Origin of the sequence: Roseovarius tolerans, from assembly GCF_900109855.1 — a bacterium.
GTDB classification, from domain to species: domain Bacteria; phylum Pseudomonadota; class Alphaproteobacteria; order Rhodobacterales; family Rhodobacteraceae; genus Roseovarius; species Roseovarius tolerans.
In genome coordinates this window covers 217229-239893 of sequence record NZ_FOBO01000004.1, presented here as the reverse complement: position 1 = coordinate 239893, position 22665 = coordinate 217229, and the positions used below count along the sequence as shown (strand labels likewise).

23 protein-coding genes, 1 tRNA gene and 1 pseudogene are annotated in these 22665 nt (G+C 61.2%); 15 read left to right on the top strand and 10 right to left on the bottom strand.

The features are described 5' to 3' along the window. Positions 1-48: 48 nt before the first annotated feature. Complete coding sequence (gene leuB, locus BMX04_RS05855) at positions 49-1155, top strand: 3-isopropylmalate dehydrogenase (RefSeq protein WP_074785403.1); 1107 nt, start codon at positions 49-51, stop codon at positions 1153-1155. Between the two features lie 108 nt (positions 1156-1263). Next, positions 1264-1340 (top strand) — tRNA-Pro (locus tag BMX04_RS05850). A 71-nt stretch (positions 1341-1411) separates the two neighbouring features. Here the strand turns inward: BMX04_RS05850 and BMX04_RS05845 are convergent. Continuing rightward, positions 1412-1645: a tyrosine-type recombinase/integrase gene (locus tag BMX04_RS05845; protein WP_074785402.1), complete on the bottom strand. Its 234-nt coding sequence runs from the start codon at positions 1643-1645 to the stop codon at positions 1412-1414. On the opposite strand from BMX04_RS05845, the gene BMX04_RS19845 reads away from it, so the two are divergent. Then, entirely contained in the window at positions 1577-1783 is a 207-nt protein-coding gene (locus BMX04_RS19845) for a DUF1272 domain-containing protein (protein ID WP_083398101.1), read from the top strand. The genes BMX04_RS05845 and BMX04_RS19845 overlap by 69 nt on opposite strands. Positions 1784-2068: 285 nt before the next feature. Here the strand turns inward: BMX04_RS19845 and BMX04_RS05835 are convergent, their stop codons facing one another. The 5 genes from BMX04_RS05835 to BMX04_RS05820 form a co-directional block, all read right to left on the bottom strand. Continuing rightward, positions 2069-2422, bottom strand: coding sequence for a DoxX family membrane protein (locus tag BMX04_RS05835; RefSeq protein ID WP_074785401.1), 354 nt, complete (start codon positions 2420-2422; stop codon positions 2069-2071). Then, positions 2419-2886 carry a peptide-methionine (R)-S-oxide reductase MsrB gene (gene msrB, locus BMX04_RS05830; protein WP_074785400.1) on the bottom strand — a complete coding sequence of 156 codons (468 nt, stop codon included), beginning with the start codon at positions 2884-2886 and terminating at the stop codon, positions 2419-2421. The genes BMX04_RS05835 and msrB overlap by 4 nt, the downstream gene beginning before the upstream one ends. 73 nt (positions 2887-2959) lie before the next feature. Then, on the bottom strand, positions 2960-3511 hold the full coding sequence (locus BMX04_RS05825) for a fasciclin domain-containing protein (protein WP_074785399.1): 552 nt from the start codon (positions 3509-3511) through the stop codon (positions 2960-2962). A 180-nt stretch (positions 3512-3691) separates the two neighbouring features. Then, complete coding sequence (locus BMX04_RS19365; protein ID WP_175477329.1) at positions 3692-3832, bottom strand: hypothetical protein; 141 nt, start codon at positions 3830-3832, stop codon at positions 3692-3694. Between the two features lie 5 nt (positions 3833-3837). Further along, positions 3838-4239, bottom strand: coding sequence for a helix-turn-helix domain-containing protein (locus tag BMX04_RS05820; RefSeq protein ID WP_074785398.1), 402 nt, complete (start codon positions 4237-4239; stop codon positions 3838-3840). A gap of 230 nt (positions 4240-4469) precedes the next feature. Between BMX04_RS05820 and BMX04_RS19560 the strand changes: the two are divergent. Continuing rightward, a pseudogene (locus BMX04_RS19560) lies at positions 4470-5339 on the top strand (LysR family transcriptional regulator); the annotation flags it as partial. Between the two features lie 143 nt (positions 5340-5482). Here the strand turns inward: BMX04_RS19560 and BMX04_RS05805 are convergent. From BMX04_RS05805 to BMX04_RS05790, 4 genes are read right to left on the bottom strand one after another with little or no spacing between them, the layout of a single operon-like run. After that, entirely contained in the window at positions 5483-6394 is a 912-nt protein-coding gene (locus BMX04_RS05805; RefSeq protein WP_074785396.1) for a LysR family transcriptional regulator, read from the bottom strand. A gap of 4 nt (positions 6395-6398) precedes the next feature. Then, on the bottom strand, positions 6399-7679 hold the full coding sequence (locus tag BMX04_RS05800; RefSeq protein ID WP_074785395.1) for a TRAP transporter large permease: 1281 nt from the start codon (positions 7677-7679) through the stop codon (positions 6399-6401). Further along, a complete protein-coding gene (locus BMX04_RS05795) occupies positions 7676-8170 on the bottom strand; it encodes a TRAP transporter small permease (RefSeq protein ID WP_244888483.1) in 495 nt (164 codons plus the stop codon). Before BMX04_RS05795 ends, BMX04_RS05800 begins: the two co-directional genes overlap by 4 nt. A gap of 20 nt (positions 8171-8190) precedes the next feature. Beyond that, positions 8191-9153, bottom strand: a complete 963-nt coding sequence (locus BMX04_RS05790; protein WP_244888482.1) for a TRAP transporter substrate-binding protein — start codon at positions 9151-9153, stop codon at positions 8191-8193. Between the two features lie 290 nt (positions 9154-9443). Here BMX04_RS05790 and BMX04_RS05785 point away from each other — a divergent pair, with 290 nt between their 5' ends. The 11 genes from BMX04_RS05785 to BMX04_RS05735 all read left to right on the top strand — a co-directional run bounded on the left by BMX04_RS05785 (position 9444) and on the right by BMX04_RS05735 (position 22662). Further along, complete coding sequence (locus tag BMX04_RS05785) at positions 9444-10316, top strand: polysaccharide deacetylase family protein (protein ID WP_074785393.1); 873 nt, start codon at positions 9444-9446, stop codon at positions 10314-10316. Positions 10317-10632: 316 nt separating this feature from the next. Next, positions 10633-11868 (top strand): DMT family transporter, encoded by a 1236-nt coding sequence (locus BMX04_RS05780; RefSeq protein ID WP_244888481.1) that lies wholly within the window; start codon positions 10633-10635, stop codon positions 11866-11868. A 298-nt stretch (positions 11869-12166) separates the two neighbouring features. Then, positions 12167-12973 carry a transporter substrate-binding domain-containing protein gene (locus tag BMX04_RS05775; protein ID WP_139194502.1) on the top strand — a complete coding sequence of 269 codons (807 nt, stop codon included), beginning with the start codon at positions 12167-12169 and terminating at the stop codon, positions 12971-12973. Between the two features lie 59 nt (positions 12974-13032). Continuing rightward, positions 13033-13776, top strand: a complete 744-nt coding sequence (locus tag BMX04_RS05770) for an amino acid ABC transporter permease (RefSeq protein ID WP_074785391.1) — start codon at positions 13033-13035, stop codon at positions 13774-13776. Then, positions 13776-14612 (top strand): amino acid ABC transporter permease, encoded by an 837-nt coding sequence (locus BMX04_RS05765; protein WP_074785390.1) that lies wholly within the window; start codon positions 13776-13778, stop codon positions 14610-14612. The genes BMX04_RS05770 and BMX04_RS05765 overlap by 1 nt, the downstream gene beginning before the upstream one ends. 9 nt (positions 14613-14621) lie before the next feature. Next, complete coding sequence (locus tag BMX04_RS05760; protein ID WP_074785389.1) at positions 14622-15368, top strand: amino acid ABC transporter ATP-binding protein; 747 nt, start codon at positions 14622-14624, stop codon at positions 15366-15368. Positions 15369-15476: 108 nt separating this feature from the next. Further along, entirely contained in the window at positions 15477-15935 is a 459-nt protein-coding gene (locus BMX04_RS18860; RefSeq protein WP_083398092.1) for a rhodanese-like domain-containing protein, read from the top strand. 185 nt (positions 15936-16120) lie between these two features. Next, complete coding sequence (locus BMX04_RS05750; RefSeq protein ID WP_175477328.1) at positions 16121-17131, top strand: efflux RND transporter periplasmic adaptor subunit; 1011 nt, start codon at positions 16121-16123, stop codon at positions 17129-17131. Between the two features lie 3 nt (positions 17132-17134). Next, positions 17135-20266 (top strand): efflux RND transporter permease subunit, encoded by a 3132-nt coding sequence (locus tag BMX04_RS05745; RefSeq protein WP_074785387.1) that lies wholly within the window; start codon positions 17135-17137, stop codon positions 20264-20266. 3 nt (positions 20267-20269) lie between these two features. Then, positions 20270-22117 carry a glycerophosphodiester phosphodiesterase gene (locus BMX04_RS05740; RefSeq protein WP_074785386.1) on the top strand — a complete coding sequence of 616 codons (1848 nt, stop codon included), beginning with the start codon at positions 20270-20272 and terminating at the stop codon, positions 22115-22117. Between the two features lie 26 nt (positions 22118-22143). Then, positions 22144-22662, top strand: a complete 519-nt coding sequence (locus tag BMX04_RS05735; RefSeq protein WP_074785385.1) for an HdeD family acid-resistance protein — start codon at positions 22144-22146, stop codon at positions 22660-22662. Positions 22663-22665: the final 3 nt, after the last annotated feature.

Here is a 22665-nt window from a genome sequence, read left to right as displayed (position 1 = left end):
CTATAGGCCACCTGCATCATTCAAAGCCATAACCAAGGACACACCCCCATGAGCAACCCTTCGCTTCTCATCCTGCCCGGTGACGGGATCGGCCCCGAAGTCATGGCCGAAGTCACCAAGATCATCGGCTGGTTTGGCGACAAACGCGGGGTCACCTTCGATGTGAGCGAGGATCTCGTCGGCGGCTGCTCCTATGACGCGCACGGCACGCCGCTGCACGATGACACCATGGCCCGCGCGCAAGAGGTCGATGCCGTCCTGCTCGGCGCCGTCGGCGGGCCCAAATACGACGACCTCGACTTCAGCGTGAAGCCCGAGCGCGGCCTCCTGCGCCTGCGCAAGAAAATGGACCTTTTCGCCAACCTGCGCCCGGCACAGTGCTTCGACGCGCTGGCGGATTTCTCCTCGTTGAAAAAGGATGTGGTCGCCGGCCTCGACATCATGATCGTGCGCGAACTCACCTCCGGCATCTATTTCGGAGAGCCGCGCGGCATCATCCAGGAGGGCAACGAGCGCGTCGGCATCAACACCCAGCGTTACACTGAAAGCGAGATTGACCGCGTCGCGCGCTCGGCGTTCGAGCTGGCGCGCAAGCGCTCGAACCGGGTCTGCTCGATGGAAAAGGCCAACGTGATGGAATCCGGCGTGCTCTGGCGCGAGGTGGTGCAGCGCGTTCATGACACCGATTACCCGGATGTCGAGCTTAGCCACATGTATGCCGATGCAGGCGCCATGCAGCTCTGCCGCTGGCCCAAGCAGTTCGACGTCATCGTGACCGACAACCTCTTCGGTGACCTGCTGTCAGACGCCGCCGCGATGCTGACCGGCAGCCTCGGCATGCTGCCCTCGGCCTCGCTTGGTGCGCCGATGGCCAATGGCCGTCCCAAGGCGCTTTACGAGCCGGTCCACGGCTCCGCCCCCGACATCGCCGGTCAGGGCAAGGCCAACCCGATCGCCTGCATCCTCAGCTTCGCCATGGCGCTGCGCTATTCCTTCGATATGGGCGAGGACGCGACGCGCGTGGAAAAGGCGGTCGAGCAGGTTCTGGCCGACGGGCTGCGCACCGCCGACCTTCTGGGCGAGGAGGGGGCCACCCCCGTCTCCACCAGCGAGATGGGCGACGCCGTCGTTGCCGCCCTCGACGCGAGCCTCTGAACCACGTGAAAACGGGCGCGGGCACACCGCCCGCGCCCGCACTGTGCAAGACCCCGGAAATCCCCCTTGCAAAGCCCCGCCACGACGTATAGTCGCCTGTCTCACGGTCGGAGTGTAGCTCAGCTTGGTAGAGCACTGTCTTCGGGAGGCAGGGGCCGGAGGTTCGAATCCTCTCACTCCGACCAATGAATCAAGGCCCCTTACGGGGCCTTTGGTGATTTAAAGACTGTGCTCCAAGGTTCGTCGAACCTGCACGCTATCCGAACTCCAGTGCACTGGCCGCCTTGCGGAGATGTTCCGGACTGTAACGCGCGTAAATGGAGGCCGTGATACGCGAGTCTGAATGCCCAAGATACTGGGCGATCTCGTCCATCGTGACACATGCTTCGGCCATGTGGACAGCAGCCGTGTGGCGCAGCACATGCGGAGAGACATCGCGCGGCCATGCATCAACCACAGCGGCCTTGAAACCCTTTTTGATGGACTTCAACTGTCGCGCATATGCACCTATTGTGCCGAATGTTTGGAAAAGATTCTACATAACGTATGTGCAACATGCGGTGGGGGCTTTGCACAACGACCAATTCGCCCACAGAGTGCCCATCGTGATCAGCCAAGCTTGGCTTGAGGAATCAACCAGCCAGCACAGTTCGAAAACATTCAAAGTGGACGCGTGATCAGGTTGATGCATTAAGCGTAAAGCTCCGAGACTTGCTGCCACGGGAACGTTCGGTCTATTGCTCGCAAACCATGATCGTGTCTGGGACGCTGACCATCGTGCATGGCACAGCTAGGGTCTGGCTCGAGCCGATCTGCACCAGAAGCTGCGCGGCGGATGAGCGTCCAGTTATTGAGTCGCAGCCTACGAGATTGCCCAAATCACCGTTTTGACCATAAGCTTTTGGTCCTGTGCTCAAGTGCTATTTTCCAACGATGCCGACAAGATCAGGCACCCGCCCGCCACCGCCCAGTTCTTGATCATGATCGACATCTGCCATGGGGCCGATGGAATGAAATGAAAGACGCTAGTCAGCAGGCAATATACCGCCAACCAACGTCCGAGAGGTTTCAAGAACTTGCCCGCGATAAGAAGCCCGGCAGCCAACACGTTGAACGCCAGGGCGGGCCAGATCAACAACTCGGGCAATCCAACACCCGCCAAAAGCGCCTGCGCGGGACCTGGGTCAATTGTCTTCTGCACGGCCCCGGCAAGAAAAAGTATCGCCAATAGATACCGCCCGACGGCCCATTCAAATCTATTGGTCATTCGCCTGGAACGAAGGTCAGGCTGAGACCATTCAGGCAGTGACGTTTGCCCGTCGGCTCCGGTCCGTCATCGAAAATATGGCCCAAGTGGCTGCCACATCGGCGGCAATGCACCTCGGTCCGGACCTGAAAGAGGAGTTTCCTGTCTTCTTTAGTCCTAACAGCATCCGGCAGGCTTTTATAAAAGCTCGGCCAGCCGGTTCCACTGTCGTATTTCGAGTCCGAGACATAAACCGGGAGGTCGCACCCACGACAATGGTATGTCCCAGTGCGCGTTTCTTCATTGAGTGGGCTAGTGTATGGCCGCTCGGTTTCTTCCTCGCGCAGCACCAGGTATTCGTTCTCGCTCAGGCGGTCGCGCCACTCCGCTTCGGTGCGGCAAATCTCGAAACCGCATGTTGAGGCGTGGAGAGGCCGTGCCATCAAGGCGGCTCCCGTCATCAAGAGAAATGCTCTGCGTTTCATGGTTTCACCTCTTCGAAAAATGCCCGGACGGACCAGCGGGGGGCGTCGGCCCGCCCAGGCGGTTCTGCTCGACCTATTTCGGAACGAGGACCGTATCGACGACGTGGATCACGCCGTTTGACTGATCGACATCCGCGATGGTCACGCGGCCCGCGTTGCCGCTTTCGTCGTAGATAAAGACGTTGTTGCCCCGCACCTGCGCCGACAGGGCGTCGCCCGACACCGCATTGAAGTGATAAAAGCCATCGGACGAGGCGCGCGCCTGGCGTGCGATCTCGCCGGCGGACCAGTCACCCGCAACCACGTGCGCGGTCAGCACCTTGGTGAGCATGTCCTTGTTCTCGGGCTTCAGCAGCGTGTCGACGGTGTCGTCCGGCAGGGCCGCGAACGCGTCGTTGACCGGCGCGAAGACGGTGAATGGTCCGGGGCTTTGCAGGGTTTCGACCAGCCCCGCGGCCTTGACAGCAGCAACGAGCGTCGTGTGGTCGGCCGAGTTCACGGCGTTTTCCACGATGTTCTTGTTCTCGAACATCGGCGCGCCGCCAACCATCGGGTTTTCTGCATAGGCGGCAGTCGCGATGGTTAATGCTGTAACGGCAGTGGCCAGTTTGGATACGATTTTCATGTATTTCTCCTCCCAATAATGTCCGCAGCTTTCCTGCGTTAGCGACAGAAGATACGGATGCGCCAGCGAAAGAGTTTCAGCCCGCCTGAAAAATCTACATCGAAGAAGTCGTCAGCGGCCGGGTTGGCCCCAATGAGCGCTCAATTGGATGTTGGTTGCGCAGGGGTGCAATTCTCTTTCCTATGCCCGCTTGGCTGCACAAACACGTCGCAGTAGCTGCACGCGCCGCAGCGTGAGTGCCGGGTCGCAGTCGAGGCTGATCATCCGCAGGAATTCCAACCAGGCGCGCTCGTTCTCGCTGAGTTCCTCCATATGCTTCATCGCCTCTACCTCCCGAAGATAGCATTGATCGCCGCCTGCGACCGGCTGGTCAGGCGCGGATCGCTATTGTCGGAGGCTGCGCGGATCGCTTCGATCCAGCCCCGCTCATTCGCGGAGATCGGCGTGCCGAATATCTCGGTCACAGCCGCCGCCGCCGTCGGTCCAACTGCCTGCTCCAGGGCGAGGCGCGTCAAGTAGGCCGGATCGCACTCCAGCGCACGGGCGAGGGCCGGGATGCGGTCGAGCGCCGCCTTGGTCTTTCCCTGCTTGATCATCGTGATCACGTTCGGATTGATGAAGCCCGCCTGCGCGGCGATTTCGCCCTGCGTCTTGTGCGGTTTCAGTTCCAGAATGCGGCGTTCAACATATTTCGCCAGCCGGGTGTCCTGATGCGGTCTCTTGGTCATCGCTGTTTCTCTCATTTGTGACGCAGCACGCGCTGCATGTCTTCGCTATAGCAAGCGTGAGATTGGGAAAGTGTGGCGGGATGAGAGGGGATATGATGTTCTAGTTCTTTGTCTTGGTTAAAACCGCAAGTTGCAGATGTTCGAGTGTTATCGCAGGAGCCAAGCCGACGCTCGGCGTGGCGACATCGCATCGCAGCACACAGCGTTTGAAAATTGCGCATGATCGATCCATGCCGAAATCAGAAAAAATGCGGTGGACGATCAACGAAATCGAGACCTTTCTCGTGGTTATCGATGCAGACTCGATTTCGGGCGCTGCAATCCGCGTGGATGTCTCGAAACCCGTGATCAGCAAGCGGATCAGTGACTTCGAGACAGCCCTCGGAACAGCCCTCTTCACACGCCACGCAGGACGCATCACACCGACGGATTCGGCGCTGACACTCGCCGAGCGGCTGCGACCGGCGCTCGCGCACCTGGTCAATGCGACTGAAAGTGCGGTCTCTGACGTCAAGGAACTGCGTGGTCAGCTATGCATATCGGCACCGATGAGCTTCGGCATCCATCATCTTGGCCCGATCATTGCTTTAATTGCCCGGGCACATCCCGCACTCGAGATCGTGCTCGACTATGACGACGCCATGGTCGATCTGGCGCGCAAGGGTCATGACGTTGGCATTCGTCTAGGTGAGATGTCGGACAGCACGCTCCTCTCGCGCAAGCTCTGCGAGGATCGGCGCGCCATCGTCGCAAGCCCCGACTATATTGAGCGTCATGGCCCGCTCACTGACCCGGCTTAGCTCTCGGAGCATGCCACGATCCGTTCTCTGAACCGACGGATCGGCGACATCTGGCGTTTCAAGCCGCATGTTCGGCCTCCCCGACCCTCGCATCTTGTCACCAACAATGGCGAGGCGATGCGCGACATGGTCTGTGCCGGACTTGGCATAGCGCTTCTACCAATGTTTATCGTTCACAGGGATATCGAGGAGGGTCGGTTGGTTCAGGTTCTGCCGGACCTCCGCCCACACGGCTTGCCGATCCATGTCGTCTGGCCGCCGGTCAAACCCATGCTGCAAAAGCTCAGGCTCTTCATAGACCACCTCGTGGATATGGGTCAGCTAGCAGCTGCGATCAGCACCTCGACAAGGATTTCGACTAAATCCACGCCGCCTACTCACCAAACGAATGCTGGAATTGCGCTACGGCAGCCGGACAACTCGCAGGTCAAAGGCGGGCTGCTTCACGTGCGGATCTCCTTGAAGACATCCGACACAACCTTGCGCAGCCATTTCTGTCCCGGCTCGCGTTCGGTCCTGAGATCCCAGCAGAGGTCGAACGAGAACACCACTTCTTCCAGTGGCAGGGGTGACGCCTTGAGATTGCGCAGGCGTGGGTCGAGCGAGAAGAGCCGACGCGGCGCGATTGCGATCAGGTCGGACTTGGCCACGATATCGGGAATCTCGAACCAACTTGCCACGGTCATCGCCATGTGCCGCTCCAGGCCGCGCGCGGCAAGTGCGTCATCTATTACCGTGGTTCCGGTGGCCGATTGCGACAGCTTAACATGGGGAAGTTCGGCATAAAGCTCCGCCGTCATCGGATCATTCGCACGCGGATGGTCACGGCGCATCAGCACGACGATCTCATCTGCCAAGAGCCGCTGCGAGCGCACCATCTCGGGCTGAAGTCGTCCCGGGGTGAGACGCACCTGCATATCGACCCTGTCCCAGACGCTCTCGGGCGAGATCGAAAACGGCAGGATGTCGAAGGACACGCCGGGCGCCTCGACCTGCAACCGCTCGGCCAACCTTGGTAGCAGAAAACCTGAGACGTAATCAGCGACCTGCATGGTGAAAACCCGCTTCGCCTCGGAGGGCACAAACTGGTGTTGCAGCGAAATCGCCGTCGAGATGAAGCCCAGTCCACGTTCGATATCGGCGCTCAACTCGCGCGCGCGGTCGGTGGGGCACACCCCGTCGGCGGTGCGAAAGAACAGCTCGTCATTGAGCATGACGCGCAGGCGGGCCAGCGCATGACTGACCGCAGAGGGCGACAAGCCAATTTCCTCCGCGGCCCCAGCAATGGAGCCGCGTGCCATGATGGCGCGGAAGATCACCAGCAGATTGAGGTCGAAATTGCGCAGGTTCACCATGGCATCACCGCATGAGGCTTACAAAGGACAGCGTCACCTGCGGGACGAAGGCAACCAGCAGAAGCACCGCAATCATCACCCCCAGCATCGGGATCAGCGGCCGCGCGATCTGGCCGATCCGAAGACCGCTGATCGCCGCCCCCACAAAGATCGTGTAGCCGAAGGGCGGCGTTGCCATGCCGATGGTGAAATTGATCGCCACCATTGCCCCGAACTGCACCGGGTCCATGCCAAGCTGGTCTCCGATGGGAATGAGGAAAGAGGCGAGGATGATCATCGCGGCGAGATTGTCCATCACGCAGCCGATCACCAGCAAAAGCAGATTCACCAGCAGCAGGTAAAGCGCCGGGGTGTCGGCAAAGCCTTCCATCGCCTGTGTCACCTGACCGGGGATGCGCTCGAAGGCCATGACCCAGCCGAAACCGTTGGCCAGCGCGATGATGAACATGACGATGGTCATGGTCTTGAGCGATCCGCGCGTGACCGGAACGATATTGTCCAGCGTCAGTTCCCGGTAGACGCCAAAGCCCAGCACCAGCGCAAAGACCGCTGCGACGATGGCCGCCTCGGTCGGCGTGACGATCCCGCCATAGATGCCACCCAGCACGAGGATCGGCCCGCAGAGCGCCCATTTCGCTGCGTTGAACGCGGCCCAGACCTCGGCGCGTGTCGCCTTGGGTTGCGGCGCGATGTCATGCTTGCGCGCGTGATGCCAGCAGAGCGCCATGAGGCCGAGCGCCAGCAGGATGCCCGGCACGATACCGGCGAGAAACAGCTGGCTGATCGAGGTCTCCGACATCACCCCCCAGACCACCATCGGGATCGACGGCGGCAGCATCGGCCCGATGATCCCGCCCGCGACCGCGAGGGCTGTGGCGAAGGCGCGCGAATAGCCGCGCTTTTCCATTTCCGGGATCATGATCGCCCCGATGGCCGCCGTGGTCGCGGGCGCGGAGCCCGAGAGCGCCGCGAAGAAGGCGGCGGCCAGAACCGCGACCATGCCAAGCCCCCCGGTGCGGTGCCGCACCAGCACGTCGGCGAATCCCACCAGCCGACGCGAGATACCGCCCGCCGTCATCAGGTCACCGGCGAGAATGAAGAACGGGATCGCCAACAGGCTGAAGGATTGCGTGCCCGAAACCATGCGCTGCGCAAATATCATCATGTCGATATCAGCGCTCCAGAGCGCGCCTATCGTGGCCAGGCCGATGGCAAAGGCCAACGGCACGCGCAGCACCAGCATCAGCGGCAGGCCAAGCGTCAGGACAAGCAGGGTAGTGTTCATGCGGCGGCCTTCTCGGGGTCAGCAGGCGTGACCAGCCGCGCCAGCCCATGCAGGATGAAAAGCGCCCCGCAGACCGGCACGCAGAGATAGAGCACCTCAATGGGAATTTGCAGCGCGGCGGTGAGTTGCCCCGCCGTGCGCCCGACATAGGCAATCCCGGCGGTGAGCGTGACCCAGCCGAACAGGATCGCGAGAGCGGCCACCAGCCGGTCGGCCCATCCCTGCAACCGCTCAAACTGCGCCGGGATCGACTCGACAGCGACGTGAAAGCCCTCACGCAATCCGACGGTGGCATAAAGCAGCACCAGCCAGGCGAAGAGAATGATCGCCAGTTCCTCGGTCCAGCTTGGCGGCGCTCCGAGGAAATAGCGCATCAGCACCTGTGTCACGAGAAGGCCCAGCATCACAAAGATCAGCCCGACGCAGAGATTGGCCACGAGCCGCGAAGTCACGCGGCTCGTGGTTTCGATGATCAGGGCGATCCTGCGCACGCGTGCCTCCTTTGGTGCCGTCAGTCCGACGACACGGCTTGCAGCGCACTGTCGAGCAGCTCTTCACCGATGGTCGCCTCGAAGCGCTCGTAAACCGGACCGACCTTGGCGCGGAACGCGCCCACATCGTCGATCTCGTTGATTTCCATGCCCTTCTCTTTCAGCGCCGCGACGACGTCCGCCTCGGCTGCGGCGACCGCATCGCGTTGTTTGGCAATCGCCGCCTCACCGGCCTCCATCACCGCCTGTTGCACATCCTCGGGCAAATTCTCGAAGCTGCGCTCCGACACCAGCAGATGGATCGCCGAGTAGGTGTGCCGCGTGAAACTGAGATACTTGGTGACCTCGGCGTAGTTGTTGGAGTTCACCACCGAAGTAGGGATTTCGAGCCCGTCAACGGTGCCCTGCTGCATCGCGGTGAATACCTCGCCCCAGGCCATCGGCACCGGGCTGCCACCGAGCGAAGAGAACATCTCGATAAAAACGGGGTTCTGCATGGTGCGGTATTTCACGCCTTCGACATCCTCGGGTGTGCGCACGGGCCGGGTGTTGTTGATCATGTTGCGAAAGCCGCCTTCGGCCGCCCCAAGAGAGACGACCCCATGCTCACGCAGGTTGGTCGCCAGTTGTTGCCCCACCTCTCCGTCAAGCACCGCATGCGCCTGCTCGGCGCTGCCGAAGAGGAACGGCAGATCGACAAGCTGGTAGCTGGGTTCGAGATTGGCAACCACAGCGTTGGTGATGATCCCCATGTCGATGGTGCCAAATTGCAGCCCTTCGAGGATCTCCTTGTCGTCACCCAGCTGTCGGTTCGGAAACAGCTGCACCTCGACCCGTCCGGGCAATGCCGCCTCCAGCTCGTCCTTGAAGGCATGGGCGGTGATCGCATAGGGATCGGTCGGGCTGTCAGCCGTGAGCCAGGCGAGCTTCAACTCGATCTCGGCGGCATGCGCGGCACCGGTCAGGGCTATGCTGGTGAGCATGGCGCCAACCGCTCTGCGTGTGAAAGTCATGGTCATCGGTTTTCCTCCCTTTGATGATCGTCCGGGTCTGGGCCTCTCCCTCGTCCCGAAGGTCTGCCCGAAGCCTACACGCGCCCCAACCGATGCAAACAGTGCATAAGTCGCACTGTAACCTGCACATCATGCAGGTTCCAAACTGAAATCCCTGCAGGATGCTCTGAAAGAAATGAAGTTTTCTCAGGCAGAGTCACCCCTTAAGCTTGAACAAAGTCAGATCTGCTCCGGCAAGTGGTGCAAGAAGGAAGAGGTGCATGACCCAGATCGAATTTGAGACACGACATCTTGCACCGGATATTTTCTGGCCCGACAACCGTCGGATCGCCGTGGTATTCAACCTTGCCTACGAGATGTGGTCACCAGGGGTGACATCCGGGGTTGGGCCGATGGGCAACATACTCGGCGACGGTCTATTTGACCCCAATGCCGACAGCTACGGGCGCTACAACGCCACTCACGGCATCCCACGGCTTGTCTCGATTCTCGAACGCCACGAGGTTCCAGTCACGCTGATGACCTCCGGGCTGGTGGCTGAGACCTTTCCCGAACAGCTCCGCACCTACGCGGCCCGAGGTCATGATATCGTCGGCCACGGCCTTGCGCAGGACATGATCTTTCCGACGCTTTCCGCTGACGACGCAGAGCGGTCGATCATCCGCAGCACGGCGGCAATCGAAGCCGCAATCGGACGCAGGCCCACCGGTTGGATCAGCCCCAGAGTGACATCATCGACAGCGACGCAAAGCCTGCTTGCCGCCCACGGATATCATTGGCACGGCGACGTGCTCGATGGCGACCTTCCCTACCTCCAGAGGTTCGAGAATGGCGAGATTCTGGCAATTCCGATGTCGATCGAGTTCAACGACCTGCCGCACGCCATGCGTTTCGGCCGCACCCCGACGCAATTCGTCGAGATGTTTCACGACGCCTTGACCGGACTGCGGTCGCAGTCTGCGGAAACGCTCATCCTCGACATCATTGCACATGGCCATTGCTACGGTCGCCCCGCTGCCGCCTGGGCCATCGACGAAATCGCAAGCCTCTGCAAGGAGGACGACTCCATCTGGCTCACAACGCGCTCCGAGATCGCAGCACATTACAAAAAGATAGGTCAACACGCCGCTTGATCTGTGTGCAAAGGCAAGGGTGACCTGAGCGCGCTCCAATCTAACAGCATTGTCCAAAGGACAATGCCGCGAATTCAGACCGGACATGCATCCACAAGGCCACGGTTCGACGTCTGCGCCAAGTGTTGATTATGTGTCGTTTTGCTGATTGCACCCTTACCGAAGCAAGCGCGAATTCCACGGAAATCAGGTTCCGGATTCATACCATCCAGACGCGGTGTGATGGCGGCATTCAGTGGCCAGCCTGAAACTTTCATCGTCCGTCCTGCGTGCTTCGTTGTGACCCTGCCCGAAATCCCGGGCCTGAGGAGCAATGATGCAGAACGCAATAAGCCTTAGACGGCCCATAACAACAGACATCTGTCTGGCCATCCGCCGCCTGCCGATGGCGAGTTGGGGTTTGATCTGTGCCTGGACCGCAGTGCTCATCTATGCGGCGTCGAATTCCATCGTGGCACTGCTGGTCGACATCGGCGAGGCCAACCCGGTCGACCAGGGGCGCAACGCCATAACCTACATGAACCTGCTGTTGCTGGGCTCGCTTCTCTCAGTCATTCCGATGGTTTTTCTGTTCCGGCGCGACTGGACCCGCGCCAACATCGCGCGACTGACCCGCCGCGACTGGCGTATGCTGACGCTCTCGGCATTCCTGTCGTCGGCGCTGACGCCGGGACTGTTCTTCTATGCGTTGGCCCATACCAGCGTGACCAACGTGGTTCTGGTCTCGCGGATCGAGCCGCCGCTGTTTCTCTTGGCCGCCTGGCTGGTGCTGAATGAGCGGGTCTGCCGTCGAACCATGACGGCCGGGTTGATCGCCCTGACCGGTGCCGTTGTGATGATCGGATCGCGCGACGGTGGCGGGGTCGGCGCGCTTGGCACCGGCGAATGGGCCACCGTGGCGGCAACGCTGTCCTACGTCGCCTCGACGCTGGTGACCCGCGTGAGCCTGCGCGATATCCCGCTCGGGATCTTCTCGATCTATCGCACCGTCGTGGGTGCCGCGATCTATTTCGTCCTCGTGTCGGCGCTCTACGGCCCTCAGGTGTTTCGTGATATTCTTTCACCGCTGCTGTGGCAGTGGATCTGGCTCTATGCAGGCGTGGTCATCGTGCTGGGCCAGTTGGCCTGGAACATGGCACTGAAACACGCACGCGCCTCTGAGCTTTCGCTCGCCACATCCTTCTCGCCGCTCGCGGCGATCCTGATTGCGATGGTGCTTCTGGGCGAAACTGCGGGGCCGGGCCTGATACCGGGCGCTGCGCTGATCGTGCTGGCGATTGCGATCGGCAATGGTCTGTTCTCGCGGCAGCGAACTGCACTGATTGACCATGGCGTCGCAACCAACGACCGGGAGCGGCACACGCCGTTCGCCTGGTCGCCCCAATCCCACGTGCGGCCACAATGGGCTCAGTTGATCCCACCGCCATCCCATCCAACGGCCAGCCAACTGGCCGAGTCCAGACACGGCGCGCCAACCGGAGCATACCCGCCATGGACCCTCTCAACGGCCCCACCTAGATTGCCTTGGTCACGCCCTGCTCTGGGAGGATAGGCCAAGTCACCAATCGGTGTCGGCGGTTCACGTTCTGACAAAAGGCAGTAGGTCTCGCTTTGATCTGACAACAGGCTGAAAGCCAAGCCGATCTCTTAAGCGACTGCTACTGTTACAATCTCTTCAAAGTATCGCCTTGTTGAAACGGCTTAACGCAACACGCTCCACAACCTGTCAGCCAAGCAAAATTCTGACATCTAGAGTCAGAATTTGCCAGATTCAGGGTTGAAGTAGTGTCTAAGTTTCGAACTGATGGAACCACAACCGACCAACGGTGAAAAAACTCAGGGAGATTGAAATGATTAAGACAACCATGAACACCCTCGCGTCAGCTCTTGTTTTATCGGCCATGGGCCTTACAGCGGCCTCCGCCGATGTGCTCGACACCATCAAGGAACGCGGCACACTCGTCGTGGGCGTCAAGGCCGATTACAAGCCCTACGGCTTTCTCGATTCATCCGGTAACATCATCGGTATCGAGCCCGATCTTGCCAAGGATGTTGCCGACAAGCTGGGGGTCGAGGTCGAGTATGTGCCGGTCGTCAGTTCGAACCGGATGCAATTTCTGGAGCAGGGCAAGATCGACCTGATGATCGCGACGATGACGGACACCGAAGATCGTCGCAAGGTCGTGCAGATCGTAGACCCCAATTACTACTCCTCCGGAACGAACATCCTGGCGCTCAAGAGCCTCGGCCTGGAAGAATGGGAAGACCTGCGAGGCAAGCCTGTCTGCGGCATTCAGGGGGCGTTCTACAATAAGTCCACGTCGCAGAACTATGGTGCGGAGATCGTCGCCTTTACGGGCACGGCAGAGGCCTATTCGGCCCTCAAGGCCGGCAATTGCGCCGCGTTTGTCTATGATGACAGTGCAATTGTCGCAAAAACAAATGATCCCGAATGGTCGGACTATGAAATGCCGCTCAAGACGATCGACGACGCGCCCTGGGGGCTTGCCGTCCAGTTGGGCGAGGATGAGTTCGCGAGCCTGATGAGCGACATGATCACCGAATGGCACAAATCCGGTCGTATCCTTGAGCTTGAGACGGAGTGGGGCGTGGCCAACACGCCGTTCGCCGAAGCGATGCACGCGAAGTTCAAGTAAACTACAGCTGGCGAAGCCTTCTGCTTCGCCAGCCAATTCTGCCCCGGAGCGCCTCCGACATGGACGTCATCTTTGAATGGTTTCGTGTTCTCTACGACGAAACCGGCATAAACCTGCCATTTCTTTACGATGCGTATGACCGCAATCGGATGGTCGACGGATTCTTCACGACGATCCGGCTTTCGCTAGTCTGTTTGTTCTTTTCAGTGCTCATCGGGGTGGTCGGGGCGTGGCTGCAAGGGTCATCTTTCAAATGGACCCGTCGTATCGTCAACGGGTATATCCAGCTATTTCGCAACACCCCGCCGCTGGTTCAGCTATATTTCTTTTATTTCGCCATCGGGACGATGCTGCCAACGGTGGAGAACGATTGGGGCGGCCAATCGCCGATTCTGGGCAGTTTCGCCTGGGCGGCTATATCGCTGTCCTTCTTCGCCGGGGCCTTCAATGTCGAGATATTCCGCTCTGGGATCGAGGCGGTGCCGAAATCCACCGTCGAAGCGGCAGAGGCTCTCGGGTTTTCGAGACTGCAGATCTACCGTGATGTGACGCTGCCTCTGGCGTTCAGGGTGGTTTTGCCGGCGCTCAACAACAACCTCGTCAACCTGGTCAAGACAACCACACTCGCCTATGCGATTGCCGTGCCCGAGATGCTCTACGAGGCCAACCAAATATGGTCCGACAACGTGAACGTCACCGAGATGATGATCTTCCTCCTTCTGGCGTATTTTGTCTTGGTCGGCATCCTCGTGGGCGGCATGAACCGTTGGGAGCGCGCGATGAGAATTCCGGGGTTTGGCTAATGAGCTATAAGACCGACCTTCCCGTGATGAAGCCTTTCAAACCGCGCGAGCCGGAACCGCTCTTGGGGTTCCGACCTTGGCACATCGTGGTGATCGCACTCCTGGTCTTTTTCGGACCATCACTTGCCTTTGCTCAGGCAGGCGTGCCGCTGTTGACCCCGTTTGCTGTTCTTCTCGATTGGGTGCCCTTGTTGTTGCAGGGCTTCATCTTCAATCTCGCCATCTCATTTCTCGCGATGGCCCTCGGAACGGCGCTCGGCACGTTGCTGGGGCTCGGACAGATATCGCTCTCACGGGCGACACGCGGCGTCTCTTGGTTCCTCACACAGTTCTTTCGCAACGCCCCCTGGCTGGTCCTACTGTTCTTCGCGATGTTCCTGTTACCGTTCGAGATCAACCTTCTGGGCGTTTCGATACCGTTCCCCGACTGGTTCAAAGCCATTCTTGGCCTGTCGCTGCCGGTGATGGCGAACGTCTCCGAGATCGTGCGCGGGGCCGTCAGATCGCTGCCCAGCGGACAATGGGAGGCCGCTGAAAGCCTTGCCTATTCGCGGCGGCAAACCCTATGGCTGATCATCCTGCCGCAATGCGTCAAGCGCATGCTGCCGCCCTGGATGAATCTCTATTCCATTCTGACTATGGCAACGGTTCTGGCCTCGATCGTCGGCGTTTCAGAGGTCATGACCCTGACCGGACAGGCGCTCGCCGCAGAAGGCGGTCGTCCTGAATTGCTGGCGCCGTTCTACGGGTTCGTCCTCTTGTTGTTCTTCGCCTACTGTTATCCCATCGCACGTTTCACCGTTCGGCTGGAACGCAAATTCGCAGTCATCAACTAAGGAAATGAAATGAGTTGGACCCCTGCCGAACCGATGGTCTCACTGAAGGACGTCCACAAGTCCTTTGGCACGCTCAAGGTTTTGAACGGCGTATCGCTTGATGTGATGAAAGGTGATGTGATCTGCATCATCGGCCCATCAGGGTCCGGCAAATCGACACTGATCCGCTGCGTCAATGCGCTCAACGACATTCAGCAGGGATCTATCCTCGTCGAGGGGCAAGAGGTGAACGACCCCAACCTGGACAAGCTGGAGTTGCGCAAGAAAGTCGGCATGGTGTTTCAGCAATACAACCTGTTTCCGCACAAGACCGCGTTGCAAAATGTCATGATGGCACCGGTGCGCGTGCTGAAACAGGACAAGGCAAAGGCTGAAGCGACCGCACGGGCCTTGTTGAAAAAGGTGCGTCTCGAGGGCAAGGAAGGTGCGTATCCCGGTGAACTCTCCGGAGGGCAGCAGCAACGTGTCGCCATCGCACGATCCTTGGCAATGCAGCCTGACGTAATGCTATTCGATGAGGTCACCGCAGCACTTGATCCCGAGACCGTCGGTGAGGTCCTGCAGACCATCAAGGATCTGGCTGAAGAGGGGATGACCTGTATCCTCGTCACCCACGAAATGGCCTTTGCCCGAGAGGTCGCAGACCACATCTACTTTACAGATCGCGGTATCATTGTCGAACACGGCCCGCCGGAGACCTTCTTCAAGAACGCGCAGGACCCCCGCACCAGGGAGTTTCTCAGCCAGATCCTCTGATGCATGTCCCACAGCCACGGTGCTTGCCGTGAGTTGGAGGTGCAACGGGTTAGCGAATAGTCGACTAGCGTCGCGCACGCTGTATGGGCACCCAGGCTGTAGGAAAGAATGAAGACATTCACCACTGCTTTTTCGGCCGCACTTATCGCTGGTGCGGCGCAGGCTGACCCTACACTGGGGATCACGAAATCGATGCCTCAAGTGACCGTGCAGACCGAAAGTGGCCCGCAAGTGATCGACCGCGTTCAGGATCCTTCTAACGAGATTACCGGCCAGTGGGCACGCACCTCGCGCCAGTGTCCGGAATTCTGCATCCAGGCGATGAGCCCGGCCCCGGGCGTATCAACGATCGGGGAGCTTGAGCTTCTGGAGATGTTACAAGACCCAGGGTCAGTGGTCGTGGACAGCCGGACGCCCGACTGGTTTCAGGGTGGCACGATCCCCGGCGCGATCAACTTCGCTAGTGGCCCAAGGTGTCGGTCTATCGATTTCGAACGAACGTCGGAGCTGCCCTCGGTAGTGGTTCTGAGCGCGTGGCCAAACGCCATTCTCATGAGCGAGGTTTGAACAGGGCGTTCAGCAAAAAATTGAGAATGCACGTTTTCAGGTGACTCCGGAGATCTATCGGGTATCGTTCGAGCAGCGATTTTGCGCTTGATGGGGTGGAAATGATTAGAACACTTTTATTGTCAGTTGCTGTCGCATCCCTTGGCAGTGCCTTAATTTCACAGGAAGGCGCGCCGCCCGCAGCCGTGGTTGCAGTCGAGGCGATGACGCGCGATCTTGCGGAAACCTCTGATTTCAACGGTCGTCTGGATGCCAATCGCCGGGTGGCGCTTGTCGCGCGGGTGTCTGGCGTGATCGAGGAGATCGGATTTGCTCCGGGTGCCGAGGTGATTCAGGACCAGACGCTGTTCGTGATCGAGAGGGATCTATACGAGGCGGCGGCGCGCGAGGCCGAGGGTGCGCTGGGCGCGGCGCAGGCACAGCGAGATCTGGCGCGGATCGAACGGGACAGACAGGGAGAACTCGTCGCGCGCGAGGCCGGGGCGCAGGCGCGTCTCGATCAGGCGGAGGCCGCGCTTGCGACCGCGGAGGCGGATGTGCTGCGGCTCGAAGCGTCACTCGACCGGGCGCGCACCAACCTGTCCTACACGGAAATCAAGGCGCCTTTCGCGGGGCGCATCGGCGACAGCGCGATGGACGAAGGCGCGCTTGTCGGGCCGGAAGCGGGCGCGCTGGCGACGTTGGTGCAGCTTGATCCGATCCATGCCGAATTCGCGGTGCCGACCGCAGTGTTGCGGGATTTCCTCGAACGAGTCGAACGCGGCGAGGCCTCGAAAGACGCCGCGGTCAGCCTGACGCTGGCCAATGGCACGGTCTATGGCGCGCCGGGCGATATCGATTTCGTGGACAGCCGGGTCAATTCGGGCACCGACAGCGTGACGCTGCGCGCACGGTTCGCCAATTCCGATGGGCGTTTGCTCGATGGTGAACTGGTGCGCGTGACGCTGACCTCTGACACGGCCGAGGGCGAATTGGCGATCCCGGCGCAGGCGGTGCAGCGAGACATTCAAGGGGCCTTTGTACTGGTGGTGGGCGAGGGCGAGGTGGCCGAGCAGCGCCGCGTCACCGTGCGCCGCAATGCGCAAGGCTTTGCCGTTATCGCCGAGGGCCTGAGCGAGGGCGAGCGCGTGATCACCGAGGGCGTGAACAAGGTTCGCCCCGGCAGCGCGGTCGATGCCGCCGCACCCGAGGGCTGATCCATGCTGGCAGATACCTTTATCAAGCGCCCCCGCTTTGCCGGGGTGATTTCCATTGTCCTTTTCCTTGCCGGCTTTATCGCGCTGAGCAAGATGCCGGTGGAGCAGTTCCCCGATATCGTGCCGCCGCAGGTCTCGGTCACCGCAAGCTATCCCGGCGCCGGGTCCGAGGTGGTGGAGCAGACCGTCGCACAGGTGATCGAGGATCAGGTCGTGGGCGTCGACGACATGATCTACATGTCCTCAACCTCGGGCGCAGATGGCACCTATATCCTCAGCATCAGCTTCGAGGTGGGCACAGATCCTGATATCGCCACGGTGAACGTGCAGAACCGGGTGTCATTGGCAGAGCCGCTCTTGCCGTCGGAGGTGCGTCAGACCGGCGTGAAGGTCGCCAAGAAATCGTCGTCGCTGCTGATGGGCATCGCACTTTATGCCGAAAGCGACGCGCTTGAGGGCCGTGATCTTACGAACTATGCCCGGCTCAACCTCATGGACCGGCTCAAGCGGGTCGAGGGGGTGGGCGATGCCTCGATGTTCGGGGCCAATGAGTTCGCGATGCGCGTCAATCTGGATGTGGACCGGCTCGCGGCGCTGAACCTCACGCCCACCGATGTGAGCGCGGCTCTCAAGAGTCAGAACCTTCAGGCCGCCATCGGGCGGGTCGGCGGACAGCCGGTGACCGAGGATCCGGGATTGCAGCTCAACCTATCGACCAAGGGGCGGCTGTCGAGCCCCGAGGAATTCGGCGCGATCATACTGCGCGCGGGCAGCGATGGCAGCGTCGTGCGCGTGCGCGATGTGGCAGAGGTGACGCTGGGCGAGAAAAGCTCTGATGTCGTGACCAGTTTTGATGGCAAGCCAGCGACGCTGATCGGCCTCTATCTTGCGCCGGGTGGCAACGCCATTGCCGCCGCCGACGCCGCCAAGGCGATGATGCAGGATGTGGCAGCAGGATTCCCCGACGGCATGGCCTATGACATCGTCTCGGACAGTTCCACCTTCGTCAAGGAAAGCATCCACGAGGTGCAAAAGACCTTGATCGAGGCTTTCGTCCTCGTGGTGATCGTGGTGTTCATCTTCCTTGGTTCGCTGCGCGCCACGCTGGTCCCGCTGATTGCCGTGCCGGTGGCGCTGGTCGGCAGTTTTGCGGTGATGCAGGCGATGGGATTTTCGCTCAATACGGTGTCGCTGCTGGCGATGGTTCTGGCCATCGGGATCGTGGTTGATGACCCCATTGTGGTGGTCGAGGCGGTCGAGGCCAAGATGGAGGGAAACCCCGGGATGTCACCGGCCGAGGCCTCTTCGGCGGCGATGTCCGAGATCACCGGCGCGATTGTCGCAACGACGCTCGTGTTGCTGTCGGTCTTTGTGCCGGTGGCGTTCATTCCGGGAATATCCGGGCAGTTGTTCCAGCAATTTGCGGTCGCCGTTTCCGTGTCGATGGTAATCTCGGCGATCAACGCGCTTACCCTGTCGCCCGCGCTCTGCGCGATCCTGCTAAAGCCGCATCACGGGCCGAAAAAGGGAATAATGGGGCGGATTTCTCGCAGCATCGACGGTGCGCGCGACGGTTATGCGCGGGTCGCCGGGTCCATCGCGCGGCGCGCGGTGCTTGGGCTGGCGCTGCTGATCGGGGCCATTGCGCTGACCGGCGGGCTGTTCAAGGCGGTGCCGACGGGGTTCCTGCCGTCCGAGGATCAGGGCTCGTTCATCGTTGAGACGCGCCTGCCCGAGGCGGCCTCGGTCACCCGCACCATCGCGGCGCAGCGCGAGGTGGAAGAGATATTGCTGGGCCTGCCGGGGGTCGAGTCCGTCACCTCGGTCGCGGGCTTTTCGCTCCTGGACGGCATCACCAGGTCGAACGCCGCCTTTGCGCTGGTGTCGATGCAGGAATTCGCCGAACGCACGACCGAAGAGACAAGCGTTTTCAACGTGATCGAGCAGGCCATCCGTCAGGGTGCGGCCATTCGCTCGGCGCAGGTCATTGCCTTCAACCTGCCGCCGATTGCTGGGCTTGGCACCGGGTCGGGCTTTGAGATGCAACTGCTCGACACGCAGGGGCGCACGCCGCAGGAACTGGCCGAAACCGCGCGGGGGCTCTCGTTCGCCGCCAATGGCAATCCGACGCTCGCGGGGGTCTACAGCACCTTCTCGGCCAACAGCCCGCAGCTCTTTCTTGAGATCGACCGCGAGCGGCTCTATGCGCTGGGCATCCCCGTGTCGGACGTGTTTGCCGCGCTGCAACCGACGCTCGGCTCGGCCTATATCAACGATTTCAATCTGTTCGGCCGCTCGTGGCAGGTGCGGATGAGCGCCGCGCCCGAATATCGTGACGCCGTGGACGATATCGGGCGCATTCAGGTGCGCGGCGCGTCCGGAGAAATGGTGCCCATCGGGGCATTTGCCCGTGCCGACTATATCACCGGGCCGATGTCGCTCTCGCGCTACAACAATCAGCGCGCCGCCAAGATCAGCGGCAACCCCGCGCCGGGTCTGTCATCTGGGGCCGCGCTGGCGGCGATGGAAGAGGTGGCCGAGGCCAATCTGCCGCCGGGCTTTGATTACGAGTGGACCGGCACCGCGTTGCAGGAAAAGCAGGCGGCGGGGCAGACGACGATGATCCTCGTGCTTGCGATGCTCTTTGCCTATCTGTTCCTTGTGGCCCTTTACGAGAGTTGGACGGTGCCGGTGCCGGTGATGCTATCGGTGGTGTTCGGCGTGGCGGGGGCGATTGCGGCGCTGCTCTTGGCGGGGCTCCCCTTTAATATCTACGCGCAGATCGGGCTGGTGGTGCTGTTGGCGCTGGCGGCGAAGAACGCCATCCTGATCGTGGAATTCGCCAAGGCACGGCGCGAGGCGGGGGAGACCATTCTCGATGCCGCCGTGCAGGGCGCGGGCGCGCGGTTCCGGGCGGTGATGATGACATCTTTCGCCTTTATCGCCGGGCTTATCCCGCTGGTCACGGCGGAAGGTGCCTCGATGCTGTCGCGCCGCGCCGTCGGCACGGGCGTGGCAGGCGGCATGCTGGCGGCGGCACTGGTGGGCATCTTCGTGATCCCGGCGCTCTACGTGATATTCCAATCCTTGCGGGAGAGATTGAAAGGGAACAAATCCACCGAAGCGGAGACCTGACCGGTGGGGCTGCGCGCGGTCCTTCCGGCCTATCGTCGTGCTTTGTCGGACGTGCTGCTGTTCACGGCGCTGCATTTGAGTGTGCGGTTGGCTGTCTCGGTTCTGATGCTGCCGCTTGCAGGGGTGATCCTTGGCCTTGCGCTGCGCTGGTCGGGGGATTCGGCGCTGACCGATCAGGATATCGCAGGCTTTGTGCTATCCCCCTTGGGGGCGCTTGGCGCATTGGCCGTGGCGGGCGTTCTGATTGTCGCAGCGGTGCTCGATCTTGCATTGATGACGGCGGCCTTGCGGCAGCCCGTGACTGGGCTCTGGCCCACGCTTGCGACGGCCTGGAGGCTAGTGCTGCCCCGGTTAGGGGCGGTGTTTGGCGTTGCTCTGCGGCTGGTGCTGCGGGTGGCGCTGCTGGCCCTGCCGTTTCTGGCGTTGGGCGCGGCGGTGGCGGTGCTCACACTTCGGGCGCACGACATCAACTATTACCTGACCTACTGGCCGCCAGAGTTTCTGCTGGCTGCAGGTGTGATCGGCACGCTCGTCCTGATCATGGCGGGGCTGCTGGTCTGTCGGCTATCGGGCTGGGCGCTGGCCCTGCATCTGCGGCTGATCGACGGGGTGCCCGCGCGCGACTGCTTTGCGCAGAGCGAGGCACATCTGGGCGCGCGGCGCGGCGCGGTGATCCGGCGCATCCTTGGCTGGCTTGCGCTGCGTTTGGCGCTTGCCGCCGGGGTCGCGGCGCTGATCGGCGTATTCGGGTCGGGCGCGCAGGCGCTGGCGCTGCCAAGCCTCACCGGGGTCGTGCTGGCCGCGCTTCTTACGCTCGCTCTTTGGTCGCTGGCCAATGCGGTTCTGGCAGCGGTGTCCAACGGCGCGCTGGCGGTGCTGTTGGATGATTTGCATCGCAGCGTAGCCCCCAAGGTTCTGGCACCGCAGCAGGACAGCGCGCCGGGCGGCGCTGCACTGGTTCTGACCGGGCTTGCCATCGCGGCGGGCGTGGCGGGTTTGGGCGCGGTTTCGGTTCTGGGCGATCTGGCGGGGCGTCTTGCGGCCCCGCAGGCGGTCGAGATCATCGCGCATCGCGGTGCGGCGGCGGCGCGGCCCGAGAATACGCTGGCCGCCGTGGAAAAGGCGCTGGAGGATCGCGCCGACTGGGTTGAGATCGACGTGCAGGAGATCGCCGACGGCACCGTGATCGTCACCCATGACAGCGATTTCATGAAACAGGCGGGCGTGCCGCTCAAGGTCTGGAACGCGATGCCCGACGATCTGGCGCAGATCGACATCGGAAGCTGGTTCGACCCTGCCTATGCGGAGGCCCGGGTGCCCACATTGCGCGACGTGCTGGAGGTGGCCAAGGGGCGCGGCCAAGTGCTGATCGAGTTGAAGTATTACGGCCATGACGAACGGCTGGAAGAGCGTGTTGCACAGATCGTCGAAGAGACCGGCATGGCAGATGACGTGATGATCATGTCGCTCAAGCGGGCGGGGGTGGCGAAGATGCGCGCCCTGCGCCCCGATTGGCCGGTGGGCATCCTCGCGGCGCGGGCAATCGGTGACCTGAGCGCGCTCGATGCCGAATTTCTGGCGGTCAATACCGGGCAGGTCTCAGGGCATCTACTGCGCCGCGCGCATGCGGCGGGCAAGCAGGTCTATGTCTGGACGGTGGACGACCCGCGCGCCATGTCGCGGATGATCTCGATGGGGGTGGACGGGCTGATCACCAACAAACCGGCTCTGGCGCGGCAGGTGATGGAAGAGCGCGCCGCGCTGTCGCTGGCGGAGCGGATTTTGTTGTGGCTGAGCGACCGGTTGCGGCTCGAGAGTTTCGATCTAATGGCAGAGCCTTCGGAGGCATAGATTTTGGCAGTTTCGGGAGACATACAATGAAGAATTCCATCCTGTTGCTCGGCATCGGCGCCCTGTCGCTGATCGGTGGCATCATCGCCCTGTTGAACCCGCTGGCAGCGACGCTGACGGCGGAACTTCTGACCGGGTATCTTTTTATCGCCATCGGTGCGCTCATGCTGGTCTCGATCTTTGCCGATGACAGCTGGGGCTCGCGATTGTTGTCGCTCGTGCTGGGCGCTGCGGTTCTGGCCATCGGTGTCAATCTGGTGAGCAACCCGTTGCAGGGCGTGCTGCAACTGACGGTCGTGGTGGCGCTGCTGATGCTGTTCATTGGCGTGTTGCGGATCATCTTCGCGTTTCGGCTACCGGGTGGCGGGCTCCGGCTGGTGTTGATCCTGTCGGGGATCATCTCGCTGGCTTTGGGCGCGATGATCCTGACGAGTTTTCCGTTCTCAGCGGCGGTGGTTCTGGGTATCCTGCTGGCGATCGAGCTGATTTCGAACGGAATTTCCCTGATCGTTCTGGGCCTTGCCGCCCGGGACCAGACAAACTGAGGA

Bases quoted from the DNA above. Each gene is read 5' to 3' on its own strand.
- BMX04_RS05765 (WP_074785390.1), top strand. From the start codon at position 13,776: ATGAGCTATAAGACCGACCTTCCCGTGATGAAGCCTTTCAAACCGCGC.
- BMX04_RS05835 (WP_074785401.1), bottom strand. From the start codon at position 2,422: ATGACCAATAGATTTGAATGGGCCGTCGGGCGGTATCTATTGGCGATA.
- BMX04_RS05770 (WP_074785391.1), top strand. From the start codon at position 13,033: ATGGACGTCATCTTTGAATGGTTTCGTGTTCTCTACGACGAAACCGGC.
- BMX04_RS05800 (WP_074785395.1), bottom strand. From the start codon at position 7,679: ATGAACACTACCCTGCTTGTCCTGACGCTTGGCCTGCCGCTGATGCTG.
- BMX04_RS19365 (WP_175477329.1), bottom strand. From the start codon at position 3,832: ATGAAGCATATGGAGGAACTCAGCGAGAACGAGCGCGCCTGGTTGGAA.
- BMX04_RS05760 (WP_074785389.1), top strand. From the start codon at position 14,622: ATGAGTTGGACCCCTGCCGAACCGATGGTCTCACTGAAGGACGTCCAC.
- leuB (WP_074785403.1), top strand. From the start codon at position 49: ATGAGCAACCCTTCGCTTCTCATCCTGCCCGGTGACGGGATCGGCCCC.
- msrB (WP_074785400.1), bottom strand. From the start codon at position 2,886: ATGAAACGCAGAGCATTTCTCTTGATGACGGGAGCCGCCTTGATGGCA.
- BMX04_RS05785 (WP_074785393.1), top strand. From the start codon at position 9,444: ATGACCCAGATCGAATTTGAGACACGACATCTTGCACCGGATATTTTC.
- BMX04_RS05780 (WP_244888481.1), top strand. From the start codon at position 10,633: ATGCAGAACGCAATAAGCCTTAGACGGCCCATAACAACAGACATCTGT.
- BMX04_RS05825 (WP_074785399.1), bottom strand. From the start codon at position 3,511: ATGAAAATCGTATCCAAACTGGCCACTGCCGTTACAGCATTAACCATC.
- BMX04_RS05805 (WP_074785396.1), bottom strand. From the start codon at position 6,394: ATGGTGAACCTGCGCAATTTCGACCTCAATCTGCTGGTGATCTTCCGC.
- BMX04_RS05775 (WP_139194502.1), top strand. From the start codon at position 12,167: ATGATTAAGACAACCATGAACACCCTCGCGTCAGCTCTTGTTTTATCG.
- BMX04_RS18860 (WP_083398092.1), top strand. From the start codon at position 15,477: ATGAAGACATTCACCACTGCTTTTTCGGCCGCACTTATCGCTGGTGCG.
- BMX04_RS05735 (WP_074785385.1), top strand. From the start codon at position 22,144: ATGAAGAATTCCATCCTGTTGCTCGGCATCGGCGCCCTGTCGCTGATC.
- BMX04_RS05745 (WP_074785387.1), top strand. From the start codon at position 17,135: ATGCTGGCAGATACCTTTATCAAGCGCCCCCGCTTTGCCGGGGTGATT.
- BMX04_RS05820 (WP_074785398.1), bottom strand. From the start codon at position 4,239: ATGACCAAGAGACCGCATCAGGACACCCGGCTGGCGAAATATGTTGAA.
- BMX04_RS19845 (WP_083398101.1), top strand. From the start codon at position 1,577: ATGCGGAGAGACATCGCGCGGCCATGCATCAACCACAGCGGCCTTGAA.
- BMX04_RS05790 (WP_244888482.1), bottom strand. From the start codon at position 9,153: ATGCTCACCAGCATAGCCCTGACCGGTGCCGCGCATGCCGCCGAGATC.